General features: G+C 74.6%; 10 protein-coding genes. 6 read left to right on the top strand and 4 right to left on the bottom strand.

Annotation, left to right across the window (positions count from 1 at the left end):
• Window position 1 precedes the first annotated feature (1 nt).
• The gene (locus ACFVYI_RS18730) at window positions 2-1180 is read left to right on the top strand and encodes an aminotransferase class V-fold PLP-dependent enzyme (RefSeq protein ID WP_387886723.1); all 1179 of its coding nucleotides are present in this window, start codon (window positions 2-4) and stop codon (window positions 1178-1180) included.
• A 159-nt stretch (window positions 1181-1339) separates the two neighbouring features.
• Here ACFVYI_RS18730 and ACFVYI_RS18725 read toward each other — a convergent pair whose 3' ends face one another.
• Together ACFVYI_RS18725 and ACFVYI_RS18720 are read right to left on the bottom strand one after the other, a co-directional pair.
• Window positions 1340-1672 carry an ArsR/SmtB family transcription factor gene (locus tag ACFVYI_RS18725; RefSeq protein WP_387886721.1) on the bottom strand — a complete coding sequence of 111 codons (333 nt, stop codon included), beginning with the start codon at window positions 1670-1672 and terminating at the stop codon, window positions 1340-1342.
• A gap of 30 nt (window positions 1673-1702) precedes the next feature.
• Window positions 1703-2077, bottom strand: coding sequence for a hypothetical protein (locus tag ACFVYI_RS18720; RefSeq protein ID WP_387886719.1), 375 nt, complete (start codon window positions 2075-2077; stop codon window positions 1703-1705).
• A 258-nt stretch (window positions 2078-2335) separates the two neighbouring features.
• On the opposite strand from ACFVYI_RS18720, the gene ACFVYI_RS18715 reads away from it, so the two are divergent.
• Window positions 2336-5191: a DEAD/DEAH box helicase gene (locus ACFVYI_RS18715; RefSeq protein WP_387886717.1), complete on the top strand. Its 2856-nt coding sequence runs from the start codon at window positions 2336-2338 to the stop codon at window positions 5189-5191.
• Between the two features lie 76 nt (window positions 5192-5267).
• On the opposite strand, the gene ACFVYI_RS18710 is transcribed toward ACFVYI_RS18715, so the two are convergent.
• Window positions 5268-6167, bottom strand: a complete 900-nt coding sequence (locus ACFVYI_RS18710) for a 5'-3' exonuclease H3TH domain-containing protein (RefSeq protein ID WP_387886869.1) — start codon at window positions 6165-6167, stop codon at window positions 5268-5270.
• Window positions 6168-6225: 58 nt separating this feature from the next.
• A complete protein-coding gene (locus ACFVYI_RS18705; protein ID WP_387886716.1) occupies window positions 6226-7284 on the bottom strand; it encodes a cation diffusion facilitator family transporter in 1059 nt (352 codons plus the stop codon).
• Between the two features lie 176 nt (window positions 7285-7460).
• On the opposite strand from ACFVYI_RS18705, the gene chrA reads away from it, so the two are divergent.
• The 4 genes from chrA (at window position 7461) to ACFVYI_RS18685 (ending at window position 12224) form a co-directional block, all read left to right on the top strand.
• Window positions 7461-8657, top strand: a complete 1197-nt coding sequence (gene chrA, locus ACFVYI_RS18700; protein ID WP_387886714.1) for a chromate efflux transporter — start codon at window positions 7461-7463, stop codon at window positions 8655-8657.
• Between the two features lie 162 nt (window positions 8658-8819).
• A complete protein-coding gene (locus tag ACFVYI_RS18695; protein WP_387886712.1) occupies window positions 8820-9815 on the top strand; it encodes an acyl-ACP desaturase in 996 nt (331 codons plus the stop codon).
• The gene (locus ACFVYI_RS18690; RefSeq protein WP_387886711.1) at window positions 9812-10717 is read left to right on the top strand and encodes a class I SAM-dependent methyltransferase; all 906 of its coding nucleotides are present in this window, start codon (window positions 9812-9814) and stop codon (window positions 10715-10717) included. The genes ACFVYI_RS18695 and ACFVYI_RS18690 overlap by 4 nt, the downstream gene beginning before the upstream one ends.
• 91 nt (window positions 10718-10808) lie before the next feature.
• Window positions 10809-12224 carry an MFS transporter gene (locus tag ACFVYI_RS18685; RefSeq protein ID WP_387886708.1) on the top strand — a complete coding sequence of 472 codons (1416 nt, stop codon included), beginning with the start codon at window positions 10809-10811 and terminating at the stop codon, window positions 12222-12224.
• The last annotated feature ends 11 nt before the right edge of the window (window positions 12225-12235 follow it).

Genomic DNA, 12235 nt, shown 5'->3' with positions numbered 1-12235 from the left:
AGTGATCGAGGACCTGCGGACCGTCGAACCCCCGGCGCCACTGCCCGGTACGGACGAGCTGTTCACCCTGGACCGGGCGGCGGTCCACCTCAACCACGGGTCGTACGGCGCGGTGCCCGTCCCGGTCCAGCGGCTGCAGGAGCGGTTCCGGGTCGAACAGGAGCGCGACCCGGACGGCTTCTTCGCGGACCTGCCCGGCCGGGTCGCCGCCGCCCGGGCCCGGCTCGCCGCCGAACTGGGCACCGACCCGGCCGGGCTCGCCCTGGTCGCCAACGCGACCGAGGCGGTCGCGATCGCCCTGGACAGCGTCCCGCTCGCGGCCGGCGACCGGATCCTGGTCACCGATCACGGCTACGGGGCCGTGACGCAGGCGGTGCGGCGGCGGGCCGGGGAGGTCGGGGCCGAGGTCGACACCGTCCGACTGCCGCTGGACACCCCCGACGAGGAGGCCGCCCGGGACGCCGTGCTCGCCGCGGCCGGCGGGCGCACGGTGCTCGCGGTGCTCGACCAGATCAGCTCGCCCACCGCGCGCCGGATCGCCGGCCCGGCCCTGCTCGCCGCCCTGCGCGAGCGCGGGGTGACCACCGTGGTGGACGGCGCCCACGCCCCCGGGATGCTGGCCGCGCCGGTCGAGGGCGAGGCCGACTTCTGGTTCGGCAACCTGCACAAGTGGGCCTTCGCCCCGCGCGCCACCGGCGTCCTGGCCGTCCGCCCGGAGTGGACCGGCAAGGTCCGCCCGCTCGCCCTCTCCTGGGAGCACGACCGGGGCTTCCCGGGGAACGTGGAGTGGCGCGGCACCTGCGACTACACGCCCTGGCTGGCCGCCCCGGCCGGTTTCGACCTGCTGCGCGGGCTCGGCGCCGACCTGGTCCGCCGGCACAACGAGGAGCTCGCCGCGCACGGCCTGGAGGTGCTCGCGGAGCACCTCGGCCTGACGCCGCTGCCGGCCGAGCCGGGGGTCTCGATGCGCGCGCTGCGGCTGCCCCCGGGCCGGGGCGGGACCGAGGACGAGGCCCGCGGGCTGATGGCCCGGCTCTGGCAGCGGCACGCCGTCCGGACGGTGGTGCGCGCCTGGCCGGGCGGCGGGGTGCTGCGGATCAGCGCGCAGCTGTACAACCGGCCGCACGAGTACCGGACGTTGGCGGCGGGCCTGGCGGAGGTGCTGTCCGAGGGGCGGTAGGGCGGGTCGTAGCCGGGGCGGCCGCCGCGCGAGGCCCCGGCCGGTGCCGCCGTTCTGCCGGGCCGGGTGTCGGTCGGCGCCGTTCTGCCGGGCCGGTGCCGGTGAGCGCGAGTGCGGCGGCCAGGCGGGTGCGGGAGATGGTCATGTCCCGACACGGTGTCAGTCGGCGCCGGCGCGCAGTTCGGCGAGCAGCGCGTTCTGCTCGGCGATCAGCCCGGTGAGGATCCGCCGGGCGGTCCGCAGCAGGTCGGCGACCTCCGTCCCGGACAGCGCGTACACCACCGTGCTGCCCTCCCGGGTGGCGGTGACGATGCCGGACCGGCGCAGCACGGCGAGCTGCTGGGAGAGGCTGGACGGTTCGATCGCCAGCTCGGCCAGCAGGTCGCGGACGGGCGTCGGTCCGGCCTGCAGCAGCTCCAGCACCCGGATCCGGACGGGGTGGCCGAGCATCCGGAAGAACTCGGCCTTGGCCTGGTACAGCGCGACCGCCACAGCGCTCCTTTCCCTGGTGCCCCGGCCCGGTCAGATCTCCAGCGCGACCTCGATCCGCTTGAGCTGGTGGCGGGCCATCGCCAGGTTGGCGCGGGCGCGGTTGAGCGCCAGGAAGAGGAAGAGCCCCCGGCCGTTCGGCATGGTGAGCGGCCGGAGCAGGTGGTACTGGCTGGTGAGGCTGACCAGGATGTCCTCGATCTCGTTGTCGTGGAGGTTGAGCAGCTCCATGGCCCGCATCTTGGCCCGGACCACGTCGGTGTTGCCGGCGGCGGCGACGTTGAGGTCCAGTTCGCCGCCCTCGCCGAGGGTGCCGAGCGCCATGCCGCTGCCGTAGTCGACCAGGGCCACGCCGATCGCGCCCTCGATGCCCATGGCCTCCTTGAGCGAGGTCTCCAGGTTCGCCATCGTCTTCTCCTCCTGTGAGCGGGGGACTCCCCTGCGTGGTGGCTGTGGGACCGAATGTAGGGAGGCCGGACGGCGCGGCACCGCGGATGACCGGAGACGTTCGAAGATGGCCGCTTCGTGGCTGCTTGAAGACATTTGCAACTATGGATGTGAGAGAGAACCGATCCGGTGGCGCGGAAAATCGGTGCTATCGATGTCAGTCCTCCCGGGTAACCTCTCGCTGAGATGCGAGATCACACCAATCACACCCGGACGGCGATGAACACCCCTGAGCCCGAGCAGCCCGACGACCGGGAGCTCAGCCCCGCCGAGGCGTACGCGGCCTTCCGCCGCCGGGCCAAGGAGCAGGCCACCGCCCTGTACGGCTTCCAGCAGCTCTACGACTTCCCGCTGGACGACTTCCAGCTGGAGGCCTGCCGGGCCCTGGAGGACGGCGAGGGCGTCCTGGTCGCCGCGCCCACCGGCTCCGGCAAGACGATCGTCGGCGAGTTCGCCGTGCACCTCGCCCTCCAGGCCGGGCGCAAGTGCTTCTACACCACGCCCATCAAGGCCCTCTCCAACCAGAAGTACGGGGACTTGGTCAAGCGCTACGGCGCCGCCAAGGTCGGCCTGCTCACCGGTGACAACAGCGTCAACGGGGACGCCCCCGTGGTGGTGATGACCACCGAGGTGCTGCGCAACATGCTCTACGCCGGCTCCTCCGCGCTCGACGGCCTCGGCTACGTGGTGATGGACGAGGTGCACTACCTCGCCGACCGCTTCCGCGGCGCCGTCTGGGAGGAGGTCATCATCCACCTCCCCGAGTCGGTCGTGCTGGCCTCGCTCTCCGCGACCGTCTCCAACGCCGAGGAGTTCGGCGACTGGCTGGACACCGTGCGCGGCGGCACCAGGGTGATCGTCTCCGAGCACCGCCCGGTCCCGCTGTGGCAGCACGTCATGGCCGGCAACCGGATGTACGACCTGTTCGCCAACCCGGACCGCGACGGCCGCCCCAAGGACGCCCCGCGCAACCCGGCCAAGGCCGTCAACCCCGAGCTGGTCCGGCTCGCCCGCTCCGAGCTCGACCGCAACCCCCGCGACCGGTTCGGCCGCGGCCGGGGGCGCTCGATGCCCAACGGCCGCCCGGGCAAGGTCTGGACGCCGGGCCGGGTCGACGTCATCGACCGGCTCGACGCCGAGGGCCTGCTCCCCGCGATCACCTTCATCTTCAGCCGGGCCGGCTGCGAGGCCGCCGTCCAGCAGTGCCTCAGCTCCGGCCTGCGGCTCAACAAGGACGAGGACCGGGCCCAGGTGCGGGCCTTCGTCGAGGAGCGCTGCGCCGACATCCCCGACGAGGACCTGCACGTCCTCGGCTACTTCGAGTGGCTCGACGGGCTGGAGCGCGGCATCGCCGCCCACCACGCGGGGATGCTGCCGCGGTTCAAGGAGGTGGTCGAGGAGCTCTTCGTGAAGGGCCTGGTCAAGGCCGTCTTCGCGACCGAGACGCTGGCGCTCGGCATCAACATGCCCGCCCGGTCGGTGGTCATGGAGAAGCTGGTCAAGTGGAACGGCGAGACGCACGCCGACATCACCCCCGGCGAGTACACCCAGCTCACCGGCCGGGCCGGCCGGCGCGGCATCGACATCGAGGGCCACGCCGTGGTGCTCTGGCAGCGCGGGCTGGACCCGGAGGCGCTGGCCGGCCTGGCCGGCACCCGGACCTACCCGCTGAAGTCCTCCTTCCGACCGTCCTACAACATGGCCGTCAACCTGGTCTCGCAGTTCGGCCGGCACCGTTCCCGCGAGCTGCTGGAGACGTCCTTCGCGCAGTTCCAGGCGGACCGCTCGGTGGTCGGCATCGCCCGCCAGGTCCAGCGCAACGAGGAGGGCCTGGACGGCTACCGCGCGTCCATGACCTGCCACCTGGGCGACTTCGACGAGTACATGGAGCTGCGCCGGCAGCTCAAGGACCGCGAGAACGACCTCGCCCGCGAGGGCAGCAGCCAGCGTCGGGCGGCCGCCGTCGAGTCCATCGAGCACCTCAAGCCGGGCGACGTCATCCACGTCCCCACCGGCAAGTTCGCCGGTCTCGCGCTCGTCCTCGACCCGGGCCTGCCGCCGGTCAGCCGGAACGGCCGGGTCGGCGCGCGCCACCCCGACTTCCAGGACGGCCCGCGCCCGGTGGTGCTCACCGCCGAACGGCAGGTCAAGCGGCTCGCGATGATCGACTTCCCGCACCCGGTCGCCGCCATCGAGCGGGTGCGCATCCCCAAGTCCTTCAACCCGCGCAGCCCGCAGTCCCGGCGTGACCTCGCCTCCGCGCTGCGCACCAAGGCGGGCCACCTGGAGCCCGAGCGGTTCCGCAAGGGCCGCGCGGCCGCCGCCGACGACCCGGAGATCACCCGGCTGCGCGCCGTCCTGCGCCAGCACCCCTGCCACGGCTGCGACGAGCGCGAGGACCACGCCCGCTGGGCCGAGCGCTACCACCGGCTGCACCGCGACACCGAGCTCCTGGAGCGCAGGATGCGCTCCCGGACGCACACCATCGCCCGCACCTTCGACCGGGTCTGCGGCCTGCTCACCGACCTCGGCTACCTGCAGGGCGACACCGTCACCGACGACGGCAAGCGGCTCGGCCGGCTCTACGGCGAGCTGGACCTGCTCGCCTCCGAGTGCATCCGCGAGGGCGTCTGGAGCGGTCTGGCCGCCGCCGAACTCGCCGCCTGCGCCTCGGCCCTGGTCTACGAGGCCCGGCAGTCCGACGACGCCGCCGCCCCCCGGGTGCCCGAGGGCGGCGCGAAGGAGGCGCTCGGCCAGATGGTCCGGATCTGGGGTCACCTGGACGCCCTGGAGGAGCAGCACCGGATCAACACCGCCGAGGGCGTCGGCCAGCGCGAGCCGGACGTCGGCTTCGCCTGGGCCGCCTACCGCTGGGCCCTCGGCCACAGCCTGGACTCGGTGCTGCGCGACGCCGACATGCCGGCCGGCGACTTCGTCCGCTGGACCAAGCAGCTGATCGACGTGCTCGGCCAGATCCAGGACGCCGCCGGTGAGGACGCCGAACTGCGCCGCACGGCCCGCAAGGCGGTGGACGGCCTGCGCCGCGGCATCATCGCCTACTCCTCGGTGGGCTGACGGCGACAGCCGAGCGAAGGGGGCCCGTCGTCGCGACGACGGGCCCCCTTCGCGTCCTTCCCGCGCCCCGCGTCCGTCAGCCGGCCAGGACGGCCAGGACCCGCTCCAGCGACGTGCCGAGGCCCCAGCGCGCGGACAGCTCCTCCAGGGTCATCGGGTCCAGCGGCTCGCGCGGCAGCGCCGGGTCGAAGGCCGGCAGCGGCGCGTCCTCGGCGACCCGGACCACCGTCGGGGCGACGTCCAGGTAGGCCGCGCCCTCGACGATGTTGCGCCGGCGGGCCGGGGTGAGCTTCGAGCGGATGTCGAGGGCGGCGGCCCGGATGGCCGCGAGGTCGCCGTACTCGTTGATCAGCTGGGCGGCCGTCTTCTCGCCGACCCCCTTGACGCCGGGCAGGCCGTCGCTCGGGTCCCCGCGCAGGGCGGCCATGTCGGCGTACTGGGCGCCGCGCACGCCGTACTTCTCCAGCAGCAGCGCGTCGTCGGTGACCTGGAGGTTCCCCATCCCCTTGACGGGGTACAGCACGGTGATCGCGCGGGCGTCGTCGACCAGCTGGAAGAGGTCGCGGTCCCCGGTGACGATCTGCACCGGGCCCTCGGCCCGGGCGGTGAGGGTGCCGATCACGTCGTCCGCCTCGTAGCCGGGGGAGCCGACCCGGGCGATGCCGAGGGCGTCCAGGACCTGCTCGATCACCGGCACCTGCGGGGCGAGCGTGTCCGGCACCTCCTCCTCGCCGTCCACGGCCGCCTCGGCGACCCGGTGCGTCTTGTAGGAGGGGATGAGGTCGACCCGCCACTGCGGGCGCCAGTCGGCGTCCATGCAGGCGACCAGTCGGTCGGGCCGGTGGTCCTGGACCAGCCGGGCGATGAAGTCCAGCAGGCCCCGGACGGCGTTGACCGGCTCACCCTGCGGGGAGCGCAGGGTGTCCGGCACGCCGTAGTAGGCCCGGAAGTACAGGCTGGCGGAGTCGAGCAGCATCAGTCGCGGTGCGGTCACGTCTCAGATCATGCCGTACCCGGCCGACAGCCCGCCGGTTTCAGTGTTCGTGGGGGCCGGCGCGGTGGACCGGACCGTGCGAGTCGGCGCAGTGCTCGGGGAGCTCACCGGCCGGGGTGGTGATCTGCAGCAGCGCGCCCGCGTCGTCCTCGCCGACGTGGTCGACCTGGAGGGTGCTGTGGGTGATCGCGTACTCCTTCGCCAGTCGGCGCTGCAACTCCCGGCGGACGGCGTGGCAGTCACCGCCCGGGGTGACCAGGATGTGCGCCGACAGCGCGGGCTGGCCCGAGGTGATCTCCCAGATGTGCAGGTCGTGGATCTCCTCCACCAGGGGCTGGGCGACCAGCCGGTCCGCCACCGCGTCCGGGTCGACGCCGGCCGGGGCGGCCTCCAGGAAGATCCGCCCGGAGGCGCGGACCAGGCCGATGCCGGCCTTCAGCATCAGCGCCACCACGATCAGCGAGGCGATCGCGTCGGCCCGGGCGAAGCCGGTGGCCAGCATCACCGCGCCGGCCACCGCCGTGGCGATGAAGGCGTACAGGTCGGTGACCACGTGCTGGAAGGCGCCCTCGACGTTGAGCGAACTGCGGTTGGCCTTCGACATGCACCAGGCGGCGGCCAGGTTGACCACGATCCCGACCAGCGCGGTGACCAGCACCAGCGAACCGGCCACGTCCGGCGGGTCGATCAGCCGGGCGACGGACTCGTAGCCCAGCCAGGCCGAGAGGATCAGCAGGGTGACGCCGTTGGCCTGGGCGGAGAGGATCTCGGCGCGCTTGAGCCCGTAGGTGTACCCGCCGCGGGCCGGGCGGGCGGACAGCCGCATCGCCACCAGGGCGAGCACGATCGAGGCGGCGTCGGTGAGCATGTGCGCCGCGTCGGAGATCAGCGCCAGCGACGACGCGGCGAAGCCGACCACCACCTCGCCGGCCATGAACACCACGATCAGCGCGAGGGCGCTCACCAGCCAGCGGCGGTCGGCGTCGGCGGCCACGCCGTGGGAGTGCCCGCCGTGCCCGTGCCCGTGCGCGCCGTGCCCGCCGGCGGCGTGCCGATGGTCATGCGCATGATCATCGTGGGAGTGCTCGTGCCCGGCCATCGAAGTCCTTTCCTGGACGCATGGGGGTGGGGACAGACAGGGACGCACCTGCCTGCAGTCGAAGTGAACCGCAGATCGAAAGAAGATCCAAAGGCTGCACTGGAGACCGTTGTCATTGCCGCGCCGTAACCCCCGTCCGGTATCGTCGCGCCGCCACTGAGCAGGGGAGACGCAGGATGGAATGGACCGGGCGGGTCGGCCTCGACACGATCGCCGCGCAGTGGGGCCGGATCGGGCTGCTCGGGTTCGGCGGGCCGCCCGCGCACATCCTGCTGCTCCGCAGGCTCTGCGTGGAACAGCGCCGCTGGCTGGAGCCGGACGAGTTCGAGGACGGCATCGCGGCGACCAACCTGCTGCCCGGCCCGGCCTCCACCCAGCTGGCCGTCCTCACCGCGTGGCGACTGCGGGGGGCGCCCGGGGCGCTGGTCGGCGGCTTCTGCTTCATCGCGCCCGGGCTGGTGCTGATCCTCGCCCTGTCGGCGTTCTTCCTGGCCGGCCACCCGCCGCTCTGGGTGCTCGGCGCGGCCGCGGGGGCCGGTGCCGCGGTCCCGGCGGTGGCGGTGCAGGCGGCCACCTCGCTGATCCCCGGGAGCTTCGCCCGCGCGGGCCGGGGGAGCCGCGCCCGGGCGCGCTGGGCCGGGTACGCCCTCGCGGGCGCGGTCGCGGCGATCCTCACCGGGCCGTGGCTGGTGCTGGTCCTGGTCGCCGCGGGCCTGGCCGAGATCGCCGTCCGGGCGCGGGCGCGGGGCGGCGACGGTGACGGCGATGGCGATGGCGGGCGCCGCGCCCCGCTGCCGCCGGCCGCCGCGCTGCCCGTGCTGCCGGTGGCCGGCGGGCTCGCCGGGCTCGGCGCGGTGGCCTGGGTGGCGTTCAAGGTGGGGGCGCTCTCCTACGGGGGCGGCTTCGTGATCATCCCGCTGATGCAGGCCGACGCGGTGCACCGCTACCACTGGATGACGGACGGTCAGTTCCTCAACGCCGTGGCCCTCGGCCAGGTCACCCCCGGGCCGGTGGTGCACACCGTCGCGGCGGTCGGCTACGCGGCCGCCGGGGTCGGCGGCGGGCTGCTGGCTGCGGCGGTGGCCTTCGCGCCGTCGTTCCTCTTCGTCCTCCTGGGGGCCCGGCACTTCGACCGGCTCCGGGCGGACCGGCGGGTGCAGGACTTCCTCACCGGTGCCGGGCCGGCGGTGATCGGCGCCATCGCGGGTTCGGCCGTGCCGCTCGCCGCCGCGCTCGGCCGGGGCTGGCAGTGGGGGGTGCTGGCGGGCGCGCTGCTCTGGCTGGTCGCGGCCCGCAGGGGTGTGGTGCTCACCCTGCTCGCGGCCGGTGGGGCCGGCGCCCTCGCCGTCCTGGCCGGCCTGCCCCCGGCGTGAGGTCCGGTCCTGCGGTGGGGCCCGGTCCCGGGGCGGGAGAGCCGCCCAGGCCGAGGACGCCGGGCGCCGTTGGGCCGTCGGCGTCAGCCTGGCGGCGTGCTTGACCCGATCGGGTGAGGCCGGTTTGCGCCGGTGCGCACGGCTGCGCAACGATCACCATCCGTGAAGATCGCTACGGCGGAAGCCGTCCGCTGGCTCGTCGAATTAGAGCCCGCCACCGAAGAGTTGATGAATCGTCATCTCAACTCGGCGCGCGAGTGGTTCCCGCACCAGTACGTGCCGTGGACCCTCGGCCGGGACTTCGACGGCCCGCTCGACGGGCAGCCCTGGCGCCCCGAACAGTCGGCGCTGAGCCCCGCCGTGCGCTCCGCCCTGGTGGTCAACCTGCTCACCGAGGACAACCTGCCCGGCTACCACTGGACGCTCGGGTCGCAGACCTCCCGGGACGGCGTCTGGGGCGCCTGGCTGCACCGGTGGACCGCCGAGGAGGACCGGCACGCCGGATCCATCCGCGCCTACCTGCACGCCGCCCGCGCCGTCGACCCGATCGCCCTGGAGCGCGCCCGGATGGCCCAGCTCGGCGCCGGTGCCGTCCCCGAGCCGGTCGGCGTGCTCGGCCTGGTCGCCTACGCGACCGTGCAGGAGCTGGCCACCCGGGTGAGCCACCGCAACACCGGCCGGCTCAGCGGCGACCCGGTCTGCGAGCGGCTGCTCACGAGGATCGCCCAGGACGAGAACCTGCACATGGTCTTCTACCGCGAACTGCTGCGGGTCGCCCTGGAACTCGATCCCGACCCGGTGCTCGCGGTACTCGACCGGACCGTCCGCGACTTCGCCATGCCGGGGCAGGGCATGCCCGGCTTCGCCCGGATGGCGGCCGAGGTCGCGGTGGCCGGCGTGTACGACCTCAGGGTCCACCACGACGAGGTGCTGGTCCCGCTGGTGCGCTCGCTGCAGCTCTTCGAACTGACCGGGCTCGGCCCGGTCGGCGAACAGGCCCGCGACCGGCTCGCCGAGCACCTGGATCGCCTGGACACCCGGGCCGCCCGCTTCGTCGAACGCCGGGACCAGGCCCTGGCGGCGCGCGCCCGCCGCGCCGGGGGAGCCCCCGAGAACGCCCCGCTCGCAAGCCCGACCGGCCGAACAGGAGCAGCATGACCATCACCACCGCCGGCACCGGCGTCACCGACATCGAGTTCCACTACGACCTCGGCAACGAGTTCTACGCGCTCTGGCTCGACGAGACGCTGGCGTACACGGCGGCGATGTGGACGGGCATCCCCGGTGACGAGCCGGACGACACCGCGCTGCCGCGCGCCCAGCGGGCCAAGCTGGACCACCACCTGGACCTCGTCGGCGCCGAACGCGGCGGCGGGGCGCGGCTGCTCGACATCGGCTGCGGCTGGGGCGCGATGCTGGCGCACGCCGTCCGCGAGGACCGCGCCGCCTCCGCCACCGGCCTGACCATCTCCCGCGCCCAGCACGCCCACCTGGAGGCGCTCGGCCTGCCGGGCGTCGAGGCCCGGCTGGAGAGCTGGGAGGACCACCGCCCGGCGCAGCCGTACGACGTGGTCGTCGGGATGGGCTCCTTCGAGCACTTCGCCACCGCCGACATGAGTCACGCCGAACGGCTCGGCGTCTACGCCCGGTACTTCGAGCACTGCCACGGCTGGCTGCGCCCCGGCGGCCGGATGTCGCTGCAGACCATCGCGTACGACGGCGCCGCCGACGGCGGGGGCCCGGTGGGGTCCTTCGTCGGCAGCGACATCTTCCCCGGGGCCAGGCTGCCCCGGCTGAGCGAGATCGCGGCGGCGGCCGACCCCTACTTCTCGGTCGTCGTGCTGCACGCCTCGGCCGAGGACTACGCCCGCACCCTCAGGGCCTGGTCCGCCCGGCTGCTGCGGGCCCGCGAGGAGGCCGAGCGCCTGGTCGGCCCGGAGGGCTACCGGCGCTACCGGCTGTACCTGCGGGCCTGCGAGGTGACGTTCCTGCGCGGCGCCGCCACGCTGTACCGGATCGGCTTGCGGCGGCGTGACGAGCCGCTGCGGCTGCCGGTCTGAGGCCGGGAGCGTGCGACGAGCGAGCGTGCGACGAGCGAGCGTGCGGCGAGGGGGCGTCCGGCAAGGGGGAGCGCGGCAGGAGCGCGGCCCGGTGGCCGGGCGGCGGGCGTGGGCGGCGGTGGCGGTGGTCTGCGCCGCGCTGTTCCTGCTCGGCCTGGACTTCACCGTCCTGAACGTGGCCGTCCCCGGCCTGCGGGCCGAGCTGGGCCCGAGCCTGGCCGAGACCCAGTGGATCGTCGACGGCTACGCGCTGGCGCTCGGCGGCTGCGTCCTGGCCGCGGGAGCGCTGGGCGACCGGTACGGCCGGCGCCTGGCGTTCACCACCGGGCTGGCGCTCTGCGCGCTCGCCTCGGTGGCGGGCGCCGTCGGTGACGACCCCGCCCACCTGGTCGCGGCCCGCTGCGGGATGGGGCTGGGTGCGGCGCTGTTCATGCCCGCGACCCTCTCCACCATCGTGCACGTCCTCCCCGCGGCGGCGGACCGCCGGCGGGCGATCGGCATCTGGGCGGCGGTGGCCGGGGTCGGCGCGCTGTTCGGGCCGGTCGTGGGCGGCTGGCTGGTCGAGCGGCACGGCTGGCAGGCGGCGTTCTGGCTGAACGTCCCGGTGGTGGCGGTGCTCCTGGCGGTCGTCCCGGTGCTGCCCGAGTCGCGTGACCCCGGGGCGCGCCCGCTGGACCGCCCGGGCGCGCTGCTCTCCTGCGGCGGGCTGCTGGCGCTGGTCTGGGCCATCATCGAGGCCCCCGGGCGCGGTTGGACCAGTGCCGAGGTGCTGGCCGCCTTCGGGGCGGCGGCGCTGCTGCTCGCCGGGTTCGCGGGGTGGCAGCTGCGGTGCGCGGCGCCGATGGTGCCGGTCCGGCTGCTGCGCGGCGGGCCGGTCTGGCCGGCCACGCTGTGCCTGGCGCTGATGTCCTTCGCGATGTTCGGTGCGATGTTCCTGCTCACGCTCTACCTGCAGCAGGTGCGCGGGCTGTCGGCCTGGCAGGCCGGGCTGCGGATGGTCCCGCTGTCGCTGGGGCTCGCGGCCGGTGCGGTGCTCGGCCCGGTGGTGGCGCGGCGGCTCGGCGCCCGGGTCCCGGTGGCGGGCGGCCTGCTGCTGATCGTCGCCGGCTTCGCCCAACTGGGCCGGCTGGCCGCCGACTCGGGGGACGCTCCGGTGCTGGCCTTCGAGGGCATCTGCGGCCTGGGCGCCGGGCTGCTGGCGCCGGTCGCCACCGAGCTGGTGATGAGCGCCGTGCCCGCGGCCATGGCCGGGGTCGGCTCCGCCCTCAACGACGCCACCCGGCAGGTCGGTTCGACTCTCGGCGTGGCCGTGCTCGGCTCGGTCCTGGCCACCTCGGTGGCCGGCGCCCCGGCGGGGGACGCGGGCGCGTTCACCGACGGTCTCGCCGCCGCCTCCCGGGTCGGCGGCGCCGCCGCGCTGCTCGCCGCCGTCCTCGCCTGGTACCGGCTCCCCGGGCGCCGCCCGGCCCCGGCCCCGGCCCCCGTTCTCGTCCCCGAGCTCGACTGACCACACCCACT

It is taken from the genome of Kitasatospora sp. NPDC058218 (assembly GCF_042882445.1).
Taxonomy (GTDB): domain Bacteria; phylum Actinomycetota; class Actinomycetes; order Streptomycetales; family Streptomycetaceae; genus Kitasatospora.
The sequence above is the reverse complement of the archived record's forward strand: the minus strand, read 5'-3'. Positions and strand labels throughout refer to the sequence as shown.

What these genes read in the sequence shown, in the direction of transcription:
- ACFVYI_RS18710 (WP_387886869.1), bottom strand. Translation starts at nt 6,167, where the DNA reads ATGCTGCTCGACTCCGCCAGCCTGTACTTCCGGGCCTACTACGGCGTG.
- ACFVYI_RS18690 (WP_387886711.1), top strand. Translation starts at nt 9,812, where the DNA reads ATGACCATCACCACCGCCGGCACCGGCGTCACCGACATCGAGTTCCAC.
- chrA (WP_387886714.1), top strand. Translation starts at nt 7,461, where the DNA reads ATGGAATGGACCGGGCGGGTCGGCCTCGACACGATCGCCGCGCAGTGG.
- ACFVYI_RS18715 (WP_387886717.1), top strand. Translation starts at nt 2,336, where the DNA reads ATGAACACCCCTGAGCCCGAGCAGCCCGACGACCGGGAGCTCAGCCCC.
- ACFVYI_RS18720 (WP_387886719.1), bottom strand. Translation starts at nt 2,077, where the DNA reads ATGGCGAACCTGGAGACCTCGCTCAAGGAGGCCATGGGCATCGAGGGC.
- ACFVYI_RS18705 (WP_387886716.1), bottom strand. Translation starts at nt 7,284, where the DNA reads ATGGCCGGGCACGAGCACTCCCACGATGATCATGCGCATGACCATCGG.